Source organism: Rossellomorea sp. FM04394, from assembly GCF_041889765.1.
GTDB classification, from domain to species: Bacteria; Bacillota; Bacilli; order Bacillales; family Bacillaceae_B; genus Rossellomorea; species Rossellomorea aquimaris_B.
This window is the reverse complement of record NZ_CP168654.1, coordinates 4,285,988-4,305,722: the sequence shown is the minus strand read 5'-3', so window position 1 is coordinate 4,305,722 and position 19,735 is coordinate 4,285,988. Positions and strand designations below refer to the sequence as shown.

The 19,735-nt window shown below is 44.3% G+C and carries 18 protein-coding genes and 1 riboswitch; of the genes, 17 read left to right on the top strand and 1 reads right to left on the bottom strand.

Translation table 11 applies throughout. The features are described from left to right. Window positions 1–284 precede the first annotated feature (284 nt). From ACCB35_RS21505 to ACCB35_RS21490, 4 genes are all read left to right on the top strand, one after another. Window positions 285–1,889, top strand: a complete 1,605-nt coding sequence (locus tag ACCB35_RS21505; RefSeq protein ID WP_044340571.1) for a CTP synthase — start codon at window positions 285–287, stop codon at window positions 1,887–1,889. Between the two features lie 338 nt (window positions 1,890–2,227). Continuing rightward, window positions 2,228–2,334, top strand: a riboswitch (SAM riboswitch). A gap of 95 nt (window positions 2,335–2,429) precedes the next feature. Continuing rightward, complete coding sequence (locus ACCB35_RS21500) at window positions 2,430–3,515, top strand: sugar ABC transporter substrate-binding protein (protein WP_374055243.1); 1,086 nt, start codon at window positions 2,430–2,432, stop codon at window positions 3,513–3,515. Window positions 3,516–3,531: 16 nt separating this feature from the next. Further along, complete coding sequence (locus ACCB35_RS21495; RefSeq protein ID WP_374055242.1) at window positions 3,532–5,067, top strand: sugar ABC transporter ATP-binding protein; 1,536 nt, start codon at window positions 3,532–3,534, stop codon at window positions 5,065–5,067. Then, window positions 5,036–6,022, top strand: coding sequence for an ABC transporter permease (locus ACCB35_RS21490; RefSeq protein ID WP_044340568.1), 987 nt, complete (start codon window positions 5,036–5,038; stop codon window positions 6,020–6,022). Before ACCB35_RS21495 ends, ACCB35_RS21490 begins: the two co-directional genes overlap by 32 nt. A gap of 290 nt (window positions 6,023–6,312) precedes the next feature. Here ACCB35_RS21490 and ACCB35_RS21485 read toward each other — a convergent pair whose 3' ends face one another. Next, the gene (locus tag ACCB35_RS21485) at window positions 6,313–6,837 is read right to left on the bottom strand and encodes a DUF2529 domain-containing protein (RefSeq protein WP_374055241.1); all 525 of its coding nucleotides are present in this window, start codon (window positions 6,835–6,837) and stop codon (window positions 6,313–6,315) included. Between the two features lie 204 nt (window positions 6,838–7,041). Here ACCB35_RS21485 and ACCB35_RS21480 point away from each other — a divergent pair, with 204 nt between their 5' ends. The 13 genes from ACCB35_RS21480 to ACCB35_RS21420 all read left to right on the top strand — a co-directional run bounded on the left by ACCB35_RS21480 (window position 7,042) and on the right by ACCB35_RS21420 (window position 19,679). Beyond that, on the top strand, window positions 7,042–7,404 hold the full coding sequence (locus ACCB35_RS21480; RefSeq protein WP_044340566.1) for a response regulator: 363 nt from the start codon (window positions 7,042–7,044) through the stop codon (window positions 7,402–7,404). 180 nt (window positions 7,405–7,584) lie between these two features. After that, window positions 7,585–8,442 (top strand): class IIb fructose-bisphosphate aldolase FdaB, encoded by an 858-nt coding sequence (fdaB, locus tag ACCB35_RS21475; RefSeq protein ID WP_044340565.1) that lies wholly within the window; start codon window positions 7,585–7,587, stop codon window positions 8,440–8,442. Window positions 8,443–8,621: 179 nt separating this feature from the next. Continuing rightward, the gene (fsa, locus tag ACCB35_RS21470) at window positions 8,622–9,263 is read left to right on the top strand and encodes a fructose-6-phosphate aldolase (protein ID WP_374055240.1); all 642 of its coding nucleotides are present in this window, start codon (window positions 8,622–8,624) and stop codon (window positions 9,261–9,263) included. Between the two features lie 191 nt (window positions 9,264–9,454). Next, window positions 9,455–10,738, top strand: coding sequence for a UDP-N-acetylglucosamine 1-carboxyvinyltransferase (locus tag ACCB35_RS21465; protein ID WP_044340563.1), 1,284 nt, complete (start codon window positions 9,455–9,457; stop codon window positions 10,736–10,738). Between the two features lie 430 nt (window positions 10,739–11,168). Beyond that, window positions 11,169–12,131: a class II fructose-bisphosphatase gene (gene glpX, locus ACCB35_RS21460; RefSeq protein WP_044340562.1), complete on the top strand. Its 963-nt coding sequence runs from the start codon at window positions 11,169–11,171 to the stop codon at window positions 12,129–12,131. Window positions 12,132–12,463: 332 nt separating this feature from the next. Then, window positions 12,464–13,726 (top strand): transcription termination factor Rho, encoded by a 1,263-nt coding sequence (gene rho, locus ACCB35_RS21455; protein WP_044340561.1) that lies wholly within the window; start codon window positions 12,464–12,466, stop codon window positions 13,724–13,726. A 220-nt stretch (window positions 13,727–13,946) separates the two neighbouring features. After that, entirely contained in the window at window positions 13,947–14,159 is a 213-nt protein-coding gene (gene rpmE, locus ACCB35_RS21450; RefSeq protein WP_034765123.1) for a 50S ribosomal protein L31, read from the top strand. A 312-nt stretch (window positions 14,160–14,471) separates the two neighbouring features. Then, window positions 14,472–15,083, top strand: a complete 612-nt coding sequence (locus tag ACCB35_RS21445; RefSeq protein WP_374055239.1) for a thymidine kinase — start codon at window positions 14,472–14,474, stop codon at window positions 15,081–15,083. 203 nt (window positions 15,084–15,286) lie between these two features. Beyond that, window positions 15,287–15,736, top strand: coding sequence for a hypothetical protein (locus ACCB35_RS21440; protein WP_374055238.1), 450 nt, complete (start codon window positions 15,287–15,289; stop codon window positions 15,734–15,736). Between the two features lie 151 nt (window positions 15,737–15,887). Beyond that, a complete protein-coding gene (gene prfA / locus ACCB35_RS21435) occupies window positions 15,888–16,958 on the top strand; it encodes a peptide chain release factor 1 (RefSeq protein WP_044340559.1) in 1,071 nt (356 codons plus the stop codon). Then, a complete protein-coding gene (prmC, locus tag ACCB35_RS21430) occupies window positions 16,958–17,836 on the top strand; it encodes a peptide chain release factor N(5)-glutamine methyltransferase (protein WP_374055237.1) in 879 nt (292 codons plus the stop codon). Before prfA ends, prmC begins: the two co-directional genes overlap by 1 nt. A gap of 417 nt (window positions 17,837–18,253) precedes the next feature. Beyond that, on the top strand, window positions 18,254–19,102 hold the full coding sequence (gene spoIIR, locus ACCB35_RS21425) for a stage II sporulation protein R (protein ID WP_374055236.1): 849 nt from the start codon (window positions 18,254–18,256) through the stop codon (window positions 19,100–19,102). Window positions 19,103–19,235: 133 nt separating this feature from the next. Then, on the top strand, window positions 19,236–19,679 hold the full coding sequence (locus ACCB35_RS21420; protein WP_044340556.1) for a GNAT family N-acetyltransferase: 444 nt from the start codon (window positions 19,236–19,238) through the stop codon (window positions 19,677–19,679). Window positions 19,680–19,735 lie beyond the last annotated feature (56 nt).

Sequence of the window (19,735 nt, the reverse complement as noted above, 5' to 3'; positions counted from 1 at the left end):
TTACATGATTGTAAGCGGGGCGTTTTTTATTTTTTAAAAAGAATGCTTTGACATACTGGGGTTTAACCTAAACCTTTTTGTGTAGCGGATCTATCTTTTAAAGACCCCTTACATTTTTATGTATATTGATAATGAGAGGCTGTCTTTTAGCTGTTTATGCAGATGAATTTATTTTTGGGGAATGGACTTGTCCTTCTTTGAACAAGATAAATTCATGACATGACTACATAAGAGACACCCTCTACTTTTTTTGAAACAAACTTACTTTGAAGGGGGACATATACATGACTAAGTATATTTTCGTAACAGGCGGCGTAGTGTCGTCACTAGGGAAAGGGATCACAGCAGCGTCCCTTGGAAGACTATTGAAAAACCGTGGAGTGAGCGTCACGATCCAGAAGTTTGATCCATACATCAACGTGGATCCGGGAACGATGAGTCCATATCAGCACGGTGAAGTATTCGTAACAGATGATGGTGCGGAAACGGATCTTGACTTAGGTCACTATGAGCGTTTCGTTGACATTAACCTGACGAAATACAGCTCTGTGACGACGGGGAAAATCTATTCAACTGTACTGAAGAAAGAGCGTCGCGGTGATTATCTTGGTGGAACGGTACAAGTTATCCCACACATTACTAATGAAATCAAAGAGCGCGTTTACCGTGCCGGTCGCGAAACCAATTCAGATGTCGTGATCACGGAAATCGGTGGTACGGTCGGGGATATCGAATCCCTGCCATTCCTTGAAGCGATTCGCCAGATCAAGAGCGACGTAGGCCGTGACAATGTGATGTATATCCACTGTACGCTTGTACCTTACATTAAAGCAGCGGGTGAAATGAAAACAAAACCGACTCAGCATAGCGTAAAAGAGCTTCGCAGTCTTGGTATCCAGCCAAATGTCATCGTCGTGCGTACAGAAATGCCAATGACTCAAGACATGAAAGACAAAATCGCGTTATTCTGTGATATTGATAAAAATGCTGTAATCGAGGCAATGGATGCAGATACACTATACTCTGTGCCACTTGCGCTACAGGATCAAAAGCTTGATGAAATCACATGTCAGCACTTGAAGCTGAACTGCCACGAAGCAGATATGACAGAGTGGAATGAACTCGTTGATCGCGTGAAAAACCTGTCTCGTAAAACAAGAATCGCCTTGGTAGGGAAATATGTTGAATTACAGGACGCGTATATCTCAGTAGTAGAAGCCCTTCGTCACGCCGGCTATCATTTCGATAGCGACATCGAAGTAAGATGGTTGAACTCTGAGCTCATCGACAACGCAAACGTAGCAGAAAAACTTGCAGACGTAGATGGAATCCTTGTACCAGGCGGTTTCGGTGACCGTGGAGTGGAAGGGAAAATCGCTGCGACTCAATATGCCCGGGAAAACAAGGTTCCTTTCCTTGGAATCTGCCTTGGTATGCAGCTTGCATCCGTAGAATATGCACGTAATGTTCTTGGTCTTGAAGGAGCTCACTCGGCTGAGCTGAATCCTGAAACGCCATACCCGGTCATCGACCTTTTACCAGAACAAAAGGATATCGAAGATCTAGGCGGGACACTGCGTCTTGGTCTCTATCCGTGTAAGCTGACAAAAGGTTCAAAAGCCTATGCAGCCTACGATGGAGAAGTGGTTTACGAGCGTCACCGCCACCGCTTCGAATTCAACAATCACTACCGTGAGCAAATGGAAAAAGCCGGCTTCATCTTCTCAGGCACAAGCCCGGATGGCCGTCTAGTGGAAATCATCGAGCTAAGCGACCACCCATGGTTCGTCGCATCTCAATTCCACCCTGAATTCACATCACGCCCGACACGCCCGCAGCCTCTATTCAGAGACTTCGTGGAAGCGTCACTTGCGTATGGTGAGAAATAAGATTTATTTGGAACTGCTCTCCCTGGTTTGGGAGGGCGGTTTTTTTGTTATATAGGGTTGGGGTGGCCGATTTTTAAGGGGAATCGGGATTTATCGACCGTTATTGAGATTTATCAACCGAAATCCAAAATTATCGACCGTTAATCGGATTTATCAACCGTATTTTCAATTTATCAACCTAATTTTCACGATATCGACCGTTCTACAAATAGTGACAAATTTCGCTCTACCCTCTTTAATCCTCTATAGAAAATTCCCTAAAAAGAATATTGACAATATTCCCACATATCGTTAATATAGCGATTATAGCAAAATCGAACACAATAAAATTTCATAATCTCTTATAAAGAGTTGGCAGAGGGACTGGCCCGATGACGCCCGGCAACCTACCGTACACACGGAAAGGTGCTAAGACCTGCAGGAAGAATTTCCTGAGTGATAAGAGTACGTTTATTTATACATAAACCTCTTTTCTCTTGGGAAAAGGGGTTTTTTTATTTGAAAAATTGAGGCATATGACCTCGGGAGGAGAAAAGAAAGATGAAAAAAACGGCATCATTACTCGTATTACTCGCACTCATTTTCAGTTTGGTGGCTTGTCAGCCAAAGGTATCACAGGAGGCTGACGCGGATAGTGGAGAAAAGGAGGAAGCAGTGTCCGATCATCCATTGGCCAATAAAAAGATCGCCCTTATTATGCAGATCAATTTAGGGACATTTTCCGCTCAATACATAGAAGGTGTCAAAGAGCAGGTAGAGAAGTTTGGCGGTAAAGTTCAAGTGTTTACATCTGAAGGAGATCTGGCAAAAATGTCTTCCAACCTGGATGCGGCCATCAATCAAAAATTTGATGGGATCCTCATCGATCATGGTACGAAAGAAGCGCTGCAATCAGGGGTGGAAAAGGCGAAGGAACAAAACATTCCCGTTGTCGTATTTGATGCGGATGTTGCTTCAGAAGGGGTGACGGTCCTCGAGCAAGGCGATCAGCAAATGGCTGAACAAACCTTGACGAAGCTTTCAGATGAACTTGGCGGCAAAGGTGAGATCGTGAAGATTTGGGTTGCAGGCTTTGCCCCGATGGAAAGACGCCAGGTGGCATATCAGGAATTTTTAGAAAAAAATCCTGATATTAAAGAAGTGGCAGCATTTGGAGCGGCTACCCAGAATACAGCACTGGATACACAGGCTCAAATGGAGGCCATATTGAAACAGTATCCGAACAAAGGTGACATCGATGCTGTCTGGGCTGCTTGGGATGAATTTGCAAAAGGCGCCGTTCGGGCAATCGAAGCGGCAGGGAGAGATGAAATCAAAGTATATGGTATCGATATGAGTGATGAGGACCTCCAAATCATCCAAAAAGATGGAAGCCCGTGGGTGGCATCGGCAGCGGTCGACCCGAAAGATATCGGCCGTGTACAGGTCCGTTTCTTATATCAAAAGCTAAATGGCGAAGAAACGCCTGAGAAAGTAAAGCTTGAGCCGGTCTTTATTGAAAAAGAAGCATTGCCTGAAGAAACGATCACCACAGATCAATTGCACGAGCATGTAGATGGCTGGGGAGCAAGTGAGCAAGGCTATACAGATGAATTGAAAAAGCTTGAAGGATCGTTCACAGAGTAGAAAGGAGTTAGAAGAGATGACGTCTCCACTGTTGGAAATGATTAATATCAATAAAACCTTCTCAGGAGTGAAAGCCCTTAAGACTGCAAGCTTCGATGTGAAAGAGGGGGAGGTCCATGCCCTGTTGGGGGCGAATGGTGCAGGAAAAAGTACACTGATGAAGATTTTATCGGGAGCCTATTTGCAAGACAGCGGAGACATCATCCTTCACTCTGAAAAAAGAGACTATCAATCTCCGAAAGAAGCGAAGGAGCATGGCATCCACTGCGTGTACCAGGAAGTGGACACGGCCATTGTCCCTGAACTTTCTGTAGCCGAAAATATCGTCCTTGATCAGTTTTCACAAAAAGGCTCCTTTTTTATCACCAAGAAGTCATTAAAGAAAGAAGCGTTGGAGGCGCTTAGACGGATCGGGGCAGAAACCATCCCCCTTGGGCAGCCTGCGTCACGCTTAAGTCTCGCTGAAAAACAGCTGGTCCTCATTGCCAGGAGCCTGCTTCAAAAAGCGAGAGTACTGATTTTAGATGAACCAACGGCCCCTTTAAGCTCTTCCGAGACAGAGAAATTATTCCGTGTCATAGAAGATTTAAAGAAAGAGAGAGTAGGGATCATTTTCATCTCTCACAGGCTCCCTGAAGTCTTTCAGCTTTCGGATCGCATCACAGTCATGAGGGACGGAGAGACGGTTGGAACGTACGGAACAAACGAAACAACCTCCCATAAGATCATTGAAGCGATGCTTGGAGGCACGTATAAAGAAGAGTTTCAGAAAAGAACGCTGCCGATTGGTGAAACGCTTTACGAAGTGAGAGGACTTGCGGACGGACAAAAGCTGAAGGATATCCATTTATCCGTGAAGGCAGGTGAAGTAGTCGGAGTGGTCGGACTCGTGGGGGCAGGGAAAACCGAGCTCGCCAAAGCCCTATTCGGAGCATCTCAGGTAGTATCGGGTGACCATCTTCTGAAAGGCAAGAAGCTCAGTATTCATTCTCCACGAGATGCAGTACAAAATGGCCTGGCGCTTGTACCTGAGGAAAGACGAAAAGAAGGATTGTTCATTCATGAATCCGTGCAGCACAACCTAAGCTTCCCCTCCTTGGGGAATGTCTCCAATTGGCTATGGATCAACGGAAGGAAAGAACGTCAGCTGGCTCGTGAAAAAATCCGATCCCTCGGAATTAAAACCGCTCATGAAGGGATCCAGGCCAACTTTTTAAGTGGAGGTAATCAGCAAAAGGTTTCAATCGGAAAGTGGCTATCCGATGAAGCCACAGTGTTCTTGTTTGATGAACCGACGAAGGGTGTGGACATCGGAGCGAAGAAGGAGATCTTCTCCCTGATTCAATCCCTTGCAGAAAAAGAGAGGGGCATCCTCTACTTTTCCTGTGAAATACAAGAAATCCTGGCGATCTCGGACCGCATCCTCGTCATGTACGATGGCCGGATCGTCAAAGAACTGACGAAAGTAGAAGCAACTCAAGAACTTATATTGTTTTATGCTTCAGGAGGGACGGAAGCACATGAAAGGCAAAATACTCGACTTACTATTTAAATACGGGGCTATCTGTTTGATGGCTGTCATTCTCATCTTCTTCAGTTTTTATAATCCGTTTTTCTTCACATACGGAAATCTATCAGATATTCTGCGCTCGATTTCCATCGTCACATTGGTGGCATTGGGGGTAACCTTTACTCTCGTCGTCGATGGCTTTGACTTATCGGTGGGATCGACGGTCTCCCTGTCTACCGTTGTGACGGCTTCATTGATGGTCTGGTATGAAGCGCCGCTGTGGATCGTGCTCCTTGTTCCATTGTTGGTGGGAGCCGGAGTGGGGTTATTCAATTCGTTATTGATCGTGAAGTTTGGCATTCCTGATTTGCTTGCTACTTTAGGGGCCATGTATATCATTTCAGGTGTTCATCGGACATATACAGAAGGATACTCGATTTACAATAATATGCCGATGACGACTGGCGGGACTGCCCCGGGGGAATTTTCAGAAGCGTTCCTCTGGATCGGCCAGGGAAAGTGGCTCGGTTTGCCGGTACCGGTATGGATCATGCTCGTGTTGGTCGGAATCGTCTATGTTATCATGCATTTCACGAGATGGGGGCGCATTTTGTATATGACAGGTGGTAACGCGGAAGCGTCGCGCTTATCGGGTGTCAGGGTGACCCGGGTAAAATTGATTGCCTACGTTCTCTCAGGTGTATTTGCATCGATTGGAGGAATCCTGTTCACGGCCCGTGTCGGGTCAGGACAGATGGATGCCGGTGCCCCGCTCCTGATGGAAGCAGTCGCCGCTGTGTTTGTCGGCTTTTCCGTCCTGGGTGCTGGAAAACCGAATATCCTTGGAACCTTCTTTGGAGCAGCCTTGATCGGGGTCCTGCTGAATGGATTGACGATGATGAATCTGCCGTACTATGCATTTGAAATTATTAAAGGAAGCGTCCTGGTATTGGCATTGGCTGTGACGTATGTGCATGCCAAGAAGCGCGGGGCTTGAATGAGTTGAGGGGGAGGGGACTTTTTATGGTGCCTCTCTCTCTGATGAAAAGGCCCACGTGGATTCCAGTAGAAACGTGTATGGGGGAGGTTATCGACCGTTATTCGGATTTATCAACTTTCAATTGAATATATCGACCTTCATAGCGTTTTATCAACCGTTCTATCATTATATCAACCTTATTTTCAAGATATCGACCGTTCCCCAATGAACGACAAATTTCGTGGAGTGCGACTCACAGAAAATATCAATCCAAAAAACCCGTCCCCAACCAGGAACGGGCCAATCCATTACTCTTCATACTCCTCCAACATCTCACGGATCACAAACCCCAGGGCAAAGTAAAGATAAAGGGCAGCCATGCTGGAAGGGAAGCTCACTCGCTCACCGATTTCATCACCGGGAAGCATGCCCTTGATCACTTTTGTATCCAAGTGAACATCGGCTAAGTCCACCAGGTTCTCTTCACCCTCGACCAATCCAGAAACAGCAACGAATGGCACACCTTCATCAGCCAGTTTTTTCCCTAGCTCCACAGCATCCTCATCAGTTGAAAAACGGCTGACGACCAATACACGATCAGCTTCCGTCAATTGGGTAGAATCTTCATACCTTTTAGCAGAAGGAAGCGGCTCTGCTCCAAACAAAGCCTCGGCTGTGACAGCTTCCATTTCCCCGTAGCCCTTTATGTAAATATTTCCTTGTCCGATGGCAGCTTGGGCCAGCAGGCGGGCACCGTCTTCAATTTCGAACTCCTGCTTATCATAAATGCGTTTGAACAGTCCAGTTAACTGTGTTGTAAACATTTTTATCATAGAATGAACTCTCCTTATATATTCAGCTTCGACATTTGTCATCGTAACGCTTATTATAAAGGGGAAAAAGGTCTTAAGTAAAATCTTGATTAGAAGCAGGATTTTTTACAGGAAAAAGAGAATTAGTAATAAATATACAATTATTAGCCGGATATTTAGCGAAGCAGTACATAATTTACTTTAATACGAAGGGGATTGGGATGGATGAACGAGAAAATTCTTATTGTAGACGATCAGTTCGGTATCAGGATTCTATTAAATGAAGTGTTACAAAAGGAAGGCTATCAAACATTTCAGGCAGCGAACGGAATCCAGGCGCTTGAAATTGTCGATAAGCATTCCCCTGATTTAGTTTTGCTGGATATGAAGATTCCGGGTATGGATGGGATCGAAATCTTAAAGAGAATGAAGCAGAAGGATGCTGATATCCGCGTCATCATCATGACAGCGTACGGGGAACTCGACATGATTCAGGAAGCAAAGGACTTGGGAGCGCTTACTCATTTTGCGAAGCCGTTTGATATCGACGACATCCGACAAGCGGTGAAACAATATATTCCAGCTTAGTGGTATTATTTGAATAGTGAAAATAGTAGTATTTTTAACAATTCGCCTCTTCAGTTGGTAAAATCAATTCTGTTTTGGTATGATACAAGTGAAATTGTAAACAATGTCACATGGTGCTATAAATAACACCGCCATTTCTACTAGAATGGTTCACTGACTGAATAAAAGGAGGAAATTACTATGCCTTTAGTTTCAATGAAAGACATGCTAATTAAAGCGAAAGAAAACAGCTATGCAGTAGGTCAATTCAACCTGAATAACCTTGAGTTCACTCAAGCGATCCTGCAAGCGGCCGAAGAAGAAAAATCACCTGTCATCCTTGGTGTTTCTGAAGGGGCAGCACGTTACATGAGCGGCTTCAAAACAGTTGTGAAAATGGTTGAAGGTCTTATGGAAGACTTAAACATCACAGTTCCTGTTGCGATTCACTTGGACCACGGTTCAAGCTATGACAAATGTAAAGAAGCAATCGATGCAGGATTCACTTCTGTTATGATCGACGCTTCTCACGGTCCTTTCGAGGAGAACATTGAAATCACTTCTAAAGTGGTTGAATATGCTCACTCTAAAGGTGTTTCTGTTGAAGCTGAGCTTGGAACTGTCGGTGGACAAGAGGATGACGTAGTGGCAGATGGCGTTATCTATGCAGATCCTAAGGAGTGCCAAGAATTGGTGGAACGCACTGGTATTGATACGCTTGCTCCTGCACTTGGTTCTGTTCACGGTCCTTACAAAGGTGAACCAAACCTTGGATTCAAAGAAATGGAAGAAATCGGAGCGGCGACTGGAGTACCTCTAGTACTTCACGGTGGTACTGGAATCCCTACAAAAGATATCCAAAAAGCGATTTCTTACGGAACGGCTAAAATCAACGTGAACACTGAAAACCAAATCGCTTCTGCTAAAGCAGTACGTGAAGTGCTTGCTGCTGATACAGAAGTATATGATCCACGTAAATACATGGGGCCGGCTCGTGAAGCAATCAAAGCGACAGTTGCTGGTAAAATGCGCGAATTTGGTTCTTCCAACCAAGCGTAATAGATAGATAATGTCTGGAAAGTCTTTCGTGATAGATTACGGGCTTTCCGTATGTGGTAGTAAAAGAATGAAGCTGTAGGATGGGACTGGCACCAGGAGAGGGTTGATACCTTTTTGGGTCAGTCCCTTCCGTTCATTAAAAGATGATTGAAAATTTTGTCGAAAACGGGGTAGAGGAAATGAAATTTTTCATAGATACAGCAAACATGAGTGAAATCAAAGAAGCATTTGATTGGGGTATCCTTTCAGGAGTGACAACGAATCCGTCGCTTGTCGCGAAAGAAAAAAACGTGACATTTGAAGATCGATTAAAAGAAATCACAGATTTAGTCCCTGGTTCTGTCAGCGCTGAAGTCATCGCGACAGATGCTGAAGGAATGATCAAAGAGGGCAGGGAGCTTGCGAAGATCGCGCCTAACATTACAGTTAAGCTTCCAATGACACCGGATGGTTTGAAAGCGACATCTACTTTTGCTAAAGAAGGAATTAAGACAAATGTTACGCTGATTTTCAGTGCGAACCAGGCGCTTTTAGCGGCTCGTGCTGGAGCGACGTATGTTTCGCCTTTTTTAGGAAGATTAGATGATATCGGCCATGATGGTCTTGAGCTTGTATCCAAGATTGCAGAAATCTTTGCGATTCATGGTCTGGAAACAGAAATCATTGCGGCTTCGACCCGTCACCCTCAGCATATTACAGAGGCTGCCTTAAGAGGGGCGCATATTGCGACAGTTCCTCTGAAAGTGTTGAAGCAAATGTTCCATCATCCACTGACGGATAAAGGGATTGAAGCATTCCTGAATGACTGGAACAACCGTTGATCTTAGGTCAATCGGTCTAAGCGAAAAAAATTCGATTATCCTATACATGTTTTGACGAATTATGTATAAACTAGTAGACAATACTTCTTAGAACGTCTTCTTTTGGAAAAATAATCCTTTTTGTTCTTGGTGTGCGGAGTCCGATAGCCATTGGGGCTTACCCATCAATGAACAGTGGAAGGGAGTTTAATATGGAAAAGCTAAAAATTGCAGGGGGTTACCCCCTTGAAGGAACCATTAAAGTCAGTGGGGCCAAAAACAGTGCGGTAGCCTTAATCCCGGCAACCATTCTTGCTGATTCACCAGTCACAATCGAAGGGTTACCAGACATCTCTGATGTAAGAACACTGAAGGATCTATTAGAAGAGATCGGTGGTTCAGTCACGTTGGAAGATGGGGATATGAGTGTAGATCCAAGTCAAATGGTGTCCATGCCTTTACCAAGCGGAAAGGTGAAAAAGCTTCGTGCGTCCTATTATTTAATGGGAGCGATGCTTGGACGTTTCAAAAAAGCGGTCATCGGATTACCGGGTGGATGTCATCTTGGTCCACGTCCGATCGATCAACATATCAAGGGCTTCGAGGCTCTTGGAGCAGAAGTGACGAATGAACAGGGTGCGATCTATTTACGTGCCGATGAATTAAAAGGTGCCCGCATCTACCTTGACGTCGTCAGTGTAGGAGCGACCATTAACATCATGCTTGCCGCTGTACGTGCAAAAGGCAGAACGATCATTGAAAATGCGGCGAAAGAACCTGAAATCATTGACGTAGCTACCTTACTAAGCAATATGGGTGCGAAGATCAAAGGGGCAGGAACCGATGTGATCCGCATTGATGGTGTAGACGAGCTTCACGGCTGCCGTCATACAATCATCCCTGACCGTATTGAAGCAGGAACGTTCATGATTCTTGCAGCAGCAGTCGGTAAAGGTGTGCTTGTTGACAACGTTATCCCATTACATATGGAATCCGTCATTGCCAAGCTCCGTGAAATGGGCGTTCCTGTTGAAACGAATGACGATCAAATCTTTATCGGCAGGGCGGACAAGCTCAAATCCGTTGATGTGAAAACATTGGTGTATCCAGGTTTCCCGACAGATCTGCAGCAGCCTTTCACCACGTTATTAAACCGTGCAGAAGGCTCTGCCGTCGTAACGGATACCATCTATTCCGCCCGCTTCAAGCATATTGATGAACTGAGAAGAATGAATGCCACGATAAAGGTGGAAGGACGCTCAGCCATCGTCAATGGACCTGTACAATTACAAGGCGCCAAAGTGAAAGCAAGTGACCTGCGCGCAGGAGCAGCCCTTGTCATCGCCGGCTTAATGGCAGAAGGAATCACTGAAGTAACCGGTCTCGAGCACATCGATCGCGGATACAGCGACCTCGTTGCCAAACTCGAAGGCCTTGGAGCGACAATCTGGCGTGAAAAAATGTCAGCTGAAGAATTGGAACAGATGAAGTCGTAGTTTCTTAAAGCTGTACTATTGTAAGGATGATTGTTTCCATTAGAAGTAATGGTAAAACATTTAAAACTAAGTTGATTGGAACGGAAGGGTGCTCGACTCCTGCGGGAGAAGCGGGACAGTACGAAAAGCGTAGGGGGCTAGCCGCCGGAGTTAGACAGGTGAGACCCCGCAGGCGAAGCCGAGGAGGCTCACCGCCCGCCCCGCGGAAAGCGAGCACCCTGGAGTGGAAATCAACAACTACTCGCTTTTTGTTAATTTCCTTAAATATTTCCAATGTGACCAGTTCTTTTTCGACTATATGACCCATTGTGTCCTACTTTTTTAGAAAAAAAGTCTCTCCACCCTCTTTAATGTGTTACAATAAATCTGTTAATATGTTATACAATTAAAGAATATTGTAAAACAAAAGGGATTACGGGAGGCTATATACATGGAAAGAAGTTTATCAATGGAGCTTGTTCGAGTAACAGAGGGGGCTGCTCTTGCATCGGCTCGCTGGATGGGTCGCGGTAAGAAGGATGAAGCAGATGATGCTGCAACCTCAGCCATGCGCGATGTATTCGATACAGTACCCATGAAGGGTACAGTTGTCATCGGTGAAGGTGAAATGGATGAAGCTCCAATGCTATATATTGGTGAGAAACTAGGGACAGGCTATGGTCCGCGTGTAGATGTGGCCGTCGATCCGTTGGAAGGAACGAATATCGTTGCTTCCGGAGGCTGGAATGCACTGGCGGTCCTCGCGGTGGCAGACCACGGAAACCTACTGAACGCACCTGATATGTATATGGATAAAATCGCAGTTGGACCGGAAGCGGTTGGTGAAATTGATATTAACGCTTCTGTTATCGATAATCTGAAAGCAGTGGCTAAAGCAAAGAATAAGGACATCGAAGACGTAGTGGCTACCGTCTTGAATCGTCCTCGTCATGAGCATATCATCCAGCAGCTGAGAGAAGCGGGAGCTCGTATCAAACTGATCAATGATGGTGACGTAGCAGGAGCTATGAACACGGCATTCGATCATACGGGTGTCGATATTTTATTCGGATCTGGCGGAGCTCCAGAGGGAGTGCTTGCTGCCGTTGCGTTGAAATGCCTGGGTGGAGAAATCCAAGGGAAGCTGCTTCCACAGAATGATGCCGAACTGCAGCGTTGTATCAGCATGGGGCTAGATGTGGACAAGGTTCTTCGAATGGAAGACCTCGTATGCGGTGACGATGCGATCTTTGCAGCAACAGGTGTGACGGACGGCGAACTGTTAAGAGGTGTTCAGCTTAAAGGGACATACGGATTGACTCATTCCGTCGTCATGCGTGCGAAGTCTGGAACCGTCCGCTTCATAGACGGACGTCACAGTCTTCAGAAAAAGCCAAACCTCGTTATGAAATAATAAATAGACATTGAAACATAGAGAGAGAAACAAACTCTTCTTATTAGAGATCAGGGATGGGCAGAGTATCTTACATTTCTGCCCATCACCACTCTTATCACTCACTTTTTTTCTTCATAGGTGAAAAAATGCTGCCTATCTACAAAATTACCTTCCTTTTTTTATCCAGTCATTGATTCTTGATTAAAAGTATGGTTACAATAGATAAGGTTTTTATCTTCAGCATTTTTTCTATTAGTTTATGCTTCAACATATTTCTTCATTTTTAGAAAAATCTACCCTTCTTTTTTTTATATTTTAGGTAGGACAAATTAATAAAGCGTGGTGTCATAATGGAAGAGTTAACAATCTCTAGCTTAGAAAATATGAAGCTTAAAGAGCTTTACGAGCTAGCCAAACAATACAAAGTTTCTTATTATAGTAAATTAACAAAAAAAGAACTGATTTTCGCTATCCTTAAAGTCCGTGCAGAACAAGAAGGATTCTTCTTTATGGAAGGCGTTCTTGAAATCATCCAATCAGAGGGCTTCGGTTTCTTACGACCAATCAACTATTCTCCAAGCTCTGAGGATATTTATATTTCTGCATCACAGATCCGCCGTTTCGACCTTCGCAACGGGGATAAAGTATCAGGGAAAGTGCGTCCGCCGAAGGAAAACGAGCGTTATTTCGGACTCCTTCATGTTGAAATGGTCAATGGAGAAGAGCCTGAATCTGCGAAAGAACGTGTACATTTCCCAGGTTTGACGCCTTTATATCCTGACCGTCAAATGAAGCTGGAAACAACACCAAATAAAATCTCCACGCGCATCATGGATCTCATCGCGCCTGTCGGCTTTGGACAACGTGGTTTAGTCGTAGCTCCACCTAAAGCTGGTAAGACGATGCTGATCAAAGAGATCGCAAACTCGATCACAACCAATCATCCAGAAGCGGAATTAATCATCCTTCTTATCGATGAGCGCCCGGAGGAAGTAACGGATATCGAACGCTCTGTAGAAGCAGAAGTCGTAAGCTCTACATTTGATGAAGTACCGGAAAATCACATCAAAGTGGCAGAACTCGTTCTTGAGCGTGCGATGCGTTTAGTGGAGCATAAGCGTGATGTAATTATCCTGATGGATAGTATCACTCGTTTGGCACGTGCTTATAACCTCGTCATCCCGCCAAGTGGACGAACTCTTTCCGGAGGTATCGATCCTGCTGCGTTCCACCGCCCGAAACGATTCTTTGGTGCGGCACGTAACATTGAAGAAGGCGGAAGCTTGACGGTCCTGGCAACGGCATTAGTGGATACAGGTTCCCGTATGGATGATGTCATCTATGAAGAATTCAAAGGAACAGGTAACCTTGAACTTCATCTTGACCGTTCTCTTGCTGAAAGACGTATCTTCCCGGCCATCGACATCCGTCGTTCCGGAACGCGTCGTGAGGAACTTCTCATCAAACCGGATCATCTTGAAAAGCTGTGGGCGATTCGTAAAGCGATGTCCGATCAGCCTGATTTCGCTGAGAAGCTTATGCGCAAGCTCAAACAATCGAAGACGAATGAAGAGTTTTTCAATGTGTTGACAGAAGAGTCGAAGAAGCGTTAATCTAGTAATCGAATGATTTTTTGAGGAGAGGGATGTCTGTAACTTCCAATTTTACAGGTTGCAAATATCGCTTGTCCTTGTTATAATAGTGTCAATGTGTTTTAAAAAATGGATGTGGTAAGGGGCTGGCTATAACTCTCATGCTTATGCTCATATCACATATATCTTCGTAATAAATTACTCTGTCTCAGATGATTCAGGGCGGAAGGAGATGAAAGAAATGAAATCAGGAATTCATCCTAAGTACAACACGATCAAAGTTAGCTGTGCTTGCGGTAACGAATTTGAAACTGGTTCTGTAGCGGAAGAAATGCGCGTTGAGGTATGTTCTGAATGCCATCCATTCTACACAGGACGTCAGAAATTCGCTGACGCTGGTGGACGTGTTGACCGTTTCAACAAAAAATACGGTCTTAAAAATCAACAACAATAATGAAGAGCTGGAAGGTCATATCGAATTTCTTTGTGCGTAAAGCATGAATATTTGAGATTGTCACTTCTCTTCTATTAGAAAAACAGGCAAGGATCTTCATGCTTGCCTGTTTTTTATTCTCTTTAAAGCAAATGGTTGAAGAAATAGAGGCAGTTCCAATTGAGCTGTGCCTCTTTTTTTCTGCCAAATTACTGAAAATCAAGCATTATTCCCGTACATAAAGGAATGCTTTATACTAAAGAGTAGTCCGTTTTTACTAACAGTCAGACTGTTTTAATATAAAATAATGAGTAAGGAAGGAGAGGCGCTTTCGTGTATGTCATGAAACAAACGGGTTGGGTAGAAGTCATTTGCGGCAGCATGTTCTCAGGGAAATCCGAGGAACTGATCCGCCGGGTACGACGCACTCAATTTGCTAAACAAGAAATTGCTGTGTATAAGCCAAAACTAGATAATCGCTATAGCGATGAATCGGTTGTATCTCATAACGGTACCTCTGTAATCGCCAAAGCAGTCGAGGGATCTACTGTTATCCTCGATGACCTGAATCCAGAGGTAGATGTAGTAGCTATTGATGAGGTTCAATTTTTTGACGAAGGCATTGTCGAGGTCGTTCAGAAATTAGCAAACAGTGGATATCGTGTCATCCTCGCAGGACTTGATCAGGATTTCCGCGGCGAACCATTCGGACCAATGCCTGATTTAATGTCCATCGCCGAACAAGTGACAAAACTCCAAGCTGTTTGTGCAGTATGCGGCTCTCCTGCAAGTCGAACGCAACGATTAATCAATGGCGAACCAGCTTGCTACGATGATCCCGTCATCCTGGTGGGTGCCTCTGAAGCTTATGAGCCAAGATGCCGCCATCACCATGAAGTTCCGACTGGAGTCAGTGTCACACCTGATATGGTGAAGGAATTATAGTAAATGAAGCCCTTTGTTTGGGGCTTTTTTTATTTGGCTCTTTTCGTAACGATGGTGTATATAGCGCAGGCTCATCAAATGCTCTGAGAATCAGTGAGTGCTTGATAGTTAGGGGGATGTTTCGCTTAAGACTGAAGCACTCCAATCTTTATATGCATAAGCACTTTCCTGTAGGAAATCCTAAAAACAGGAGGTGTGAAAGCATGAAAAAACTGCTGTTAGCTTTATCTTTTACTGTATTCTTCATTTTAATCACCGCTTGTGGGGTAAATCAGGAATCGGAATACGGTATGCACGAAGATGAAAATGGGACACGATTCATTGATAATCGAAAAGAGGTCAATGATCGTCAAGATAGAAGCGTCAGAAATACGACAAATGAAAACCCGAACTTTCCAAACCTGACGAACTCACCCGGCACAACATCGACGACAACAGGTGTGTATGAAGACAAAGCCCGTGAAGTTGTGAGGGAGTATTCCAACTTTGAACCAGATGAAGTCTGGATCAATGGCGAACAAATGTGGGTGACGGCCCATACACAGAAAGAGATGAGTATGGCTGAGACGGATAAAGAAGAAGCAATGTTAAAAGAAAGATTGGAAAAAGCCATCCCAAGGTTCAATGTAAATGTGAAAATCACCGAAAGATAAAAATATGCAAGCAGGTCTGTCACTTGATCTGCTTGCCTTCTACATAAAATCCACCACTTTATGCCTTCTGACTGATCCCGATCCTCCTTGTGTTTACATACACCATATAATATAATTAGACTGTTATGGACTAAAATTGAGGTGAATAGCTGTGTTCGATCGTTTACAAGCAGTGGAAGATCGCTATGATAAGTTAAATGAACTATTGAGTGATCCAGAAATTGTGAATGACCCAAAGAAGCTAAGAGATTATTCAAAAGAGCAATCAGACATCCAAGCAACGGTAGAAGCATATCGAGAATATAAAGAACTTACTGGGCAGTATAAAGACGCTAAGGCAATGCTGGATGATAAGCTTGATGCTGATATGCGTGAAATGGTGAAAGAAGAAGTTTCCGAGCTTGAAGAACAAATTGAAGCATTGGAAGCCCGTCTGAAAATATTATTGATCCCTAAAGACCCGAACGATGATAAGAACGTAATCATGGAGGTTCGCGGAGCTGCAGGTGGAGATGAAGCAGCCCTGTTTGCTGGTGACTTATACCGTATGTACAGTCGCTATGCAGAATCCCAAGGCTGGAAGACCGAAGTGATGGAAGCAAACTCCACTGGTGTTGGTGGATATAAAGAGATCATCTTTATGATCAACGGAAATGGCGCATTTTCCAAAATGAAATACGAAAATGGGGCACACCGTGTGCAACGTGTACCTGAAACAGAATCAGGCGGACGTATCCATACGTCGACGGCAACGGTTGCCTGCCTGCCGGAAGCGGAAGAAGTCGAAGTGGATATTCACGACAAAGATATCCGTGTCGATACCTTCGCATCCAGTGGCCCGGGAGGACAAAGTGTTAATACAACCATGTCTGCGGTCCGTCTGACTCACTTGCCAACAGGTGTAGTCGTTTCATGTCAGGATGAAAAGTCGCAAATCAAGAACAAAGAGAAAGCAATGAAAGTATTGCGTGCACGCGTTTACGATAAATTCCAACGTGAAGTCCAAGCTGAATACGATGCAAACCGTAAATCAGCCGTTGGTACAGGTGATCGTTCAGAACGTATCCGTACGTACAATTTCCCACAAAACCGCGTCACGGATCACCGAATCGGATTGACGATTCAAAAGCTCGATCAAATTCTTGAAGGGAAGATGGATGAAGTCATCGATGCGTTGATCATCGAAGATCAATCCAAACTTCTTGAGAGACTGGAAGAATAATGACGTCTGTTACCATATTTGAAGCCCTAAAATGGGCTTCTTCTTTTTTAGTCGAGAATGGCCGTGATGAAAATGTGGGAGAGATCTATTTGCGCCATCTGATGGGAATGTCCCGATCGCAACTGCTGGCGGAACAGCGGAGGTCCGTCCCGGGGGAGAAGTGGGAAGAATTCCAGGATGGGATTCGCGAGCATGTCGGCGGGGTGCCGATTCAGCATATTATCGGGGTTGAAGAGTTTTATGGTCGGGAGTTTGTGGTGAATGAGCATGTGCTGATTCCGAGACCTGAAACGGAAGAACTGATCTATTATGGATTGGCAAAAATGAAGGAACTTTTTTCTGAAGCGGAAACTCCTTTGCGGGCTGCCGATGTAGGAACGGGCAGCGGCGCGATTGCAATTACATTGAAGCTCGAAGCGGAAGCGGACCGGTCACCTATTGATATGATGGCTGTGGATATTTCACCGGAGGCATTGGCTGTTGCAAGGGAAAATAGTGAGAAACTCGGTGCGGATGTTCGCTTTTTTGAAGGAGACTTATTGCAGCCTTTGATCAAAGAAGATGTGAAGCTCGATATCCTTTTATCGAATCCTCCATATATTCCATTGACGGATCGTGAAACTCTATCAGATGTCGTCATTGAACATGAACCTGAACTCGCTTTGTTTGGCGGGGAAGATGGATATGATCTGTACAAGAGATTTATGGATGAACTGCCATTGGTGATGAAGGAAAAATGTCTGATCGGATTTGAAGTAGGAGTCGGACAGGGCGAGACCGTTGCAGACCTGCTGCGGGATACGTTTCCTGCTGCCCATGTAGAAGTAGTACATGACATCAACAGGAAAGATCGAATGGTGTTTTGTGAGAAAAAATAAGGATGTTGACCCTCGATTTTAGTAATCGGGGGTGTTTTTTGTGGAAAAGAGACTGTTGTGGGATGAATGCAGAAATTGTCTGGTTGAATATAAAAAGTTGTTTTCATGATTTATATCTGTGAAAGAGAGATTCTCAGAAAGTTGATTGGAGCGGAAGGTGCTCGACTCCTGCGGGAATAGCGGGAAAGTTGAGACCCCACAGGGCAAAGCCCGAGGAGGCTCAACTCACGCCCCGCGGAAAGCGAGCACCTGGAGCGGAAATCAACTAGCACTCGCTTTTTTAAAAGCAACAAAGTTTACGAATACAGCCTTTATTTTCAAAATCGGAGTTCAGCATATTTTCAAAACAAAAATGTTATTTTACTAGTTTAAGATTTCCCCTTTTTGACTAGACTGTTTTACTGAGGGGGAGAGGAAATGAAAACAAAACATACGGTTTTATTGTATATCTTGATTCTATCATTAGGAACGATTCTAAGTTTATATATACCAAAGCAGGAAATGGCGGCTCAGGAGACGATGGTGATTCCGGAAGAAGCGATTCGACTCCGGATTCTGGCAAACAGTGATATGGAGCAGGACCAGAACGTGAAAAGACTCGTACGTGATGAAGTAAATAAGGAGATAACGAATTGGGTATCGACTCTTACATCACAAGACGAGGCAAAGTCAGTGATTCAAGCGGGATTACCGGAGCTGCAGAAAATTGCTGAAGAGGTTGTCGCGGAGCAAGGCTTAGATCAATCGGTGAAAGTTGATTTTGGAAAAGTTGAGTTTCCTACTAAATTATACGGTCAATATTTATATCCGGCAGGTGAGTATGAAGCAGTGTTGATTACTCTGGGTGCAGGGGAAGGAGCGAACTGGTGGTGTGTCCTTTATCCACCTCTATGCTTCCTTGATTTCTCGACTGGAAATGCGGTAAGAAGTCCTGGATTTGAAACGAAAGTGGAGGCCAGTGGAAATGAAATCACCGAAGTAGATCCTGAAGATCAGGCAGATGAATTGGACTCAGATGCAGAAGGAATGAAAGCTCCTGAAACAGAAATGGAAGATGTGGTAGCTTATAAAGAAGTCGAGCTGGAAGCAGTGGAAGCGGAAATGACGAAAGAAACATTGTCTGAAGAAGAACCGGTTAAAGAAGAGCTTCTAGTAAAAGAAAACAGCGTGGAAGCAGAGCCAGTCTTCGTTGAAGAAGGAGAAGAGGAAGAAGTAAAGGTGCGCTTCTTCGTGGTAGATCTTTTCAAAGGATTATTCAATAAGTAAAACGTAGAGCTTCATCCCCCAGAGATGGAGCTTTTTTATGTCTATCTTTCTATTATTTTTCCCAACAACTTGTTCTATTCTCTCTTTCTCCTCATACATTAACACTAGGGGATGATAGAAAAGGGAGGAAGAAATGATGTTAAAAGTGATTCGCCAGGCAACACAGGAAGATATCCATGAAGTTGTAGCCTTCTTAATGAAAGCGGGTTTAAGTACAGAAGGCATTAAAAATAGTGTTGATTGTTTTTTAGTAGTGGAAGACTCAGAGAAGCAGTTAATCGGGACGCTTGGGATTGAAGTTCAGGAGAAAATAGGCCTTCTGCGCTCACTCGTTGTGACTTCTTCTTTTGAAAGTGAAGAATTATTTGCTCTTTTTCAAGAGATTTTAAAATTGGCGAAAGAAAAAGAACTTACGAGCCTTTACTTAATCTCTAATCGAAAAGCATCGCTGAATTTCTTTGACCTGTTAGGTTTTCAACAGGAAAAAGAGCCTTTTGTGGATGAACTGAAGAATTTCGTTCACGCCAAAAAGTTATCCACAGTGGATAACTGCATTACGATGAAGTTGGAACTTTAGGGTGAAATGAGAGGTTTCGACAAATTTCCACTAAAAGATATTATTGTTCGATAGTA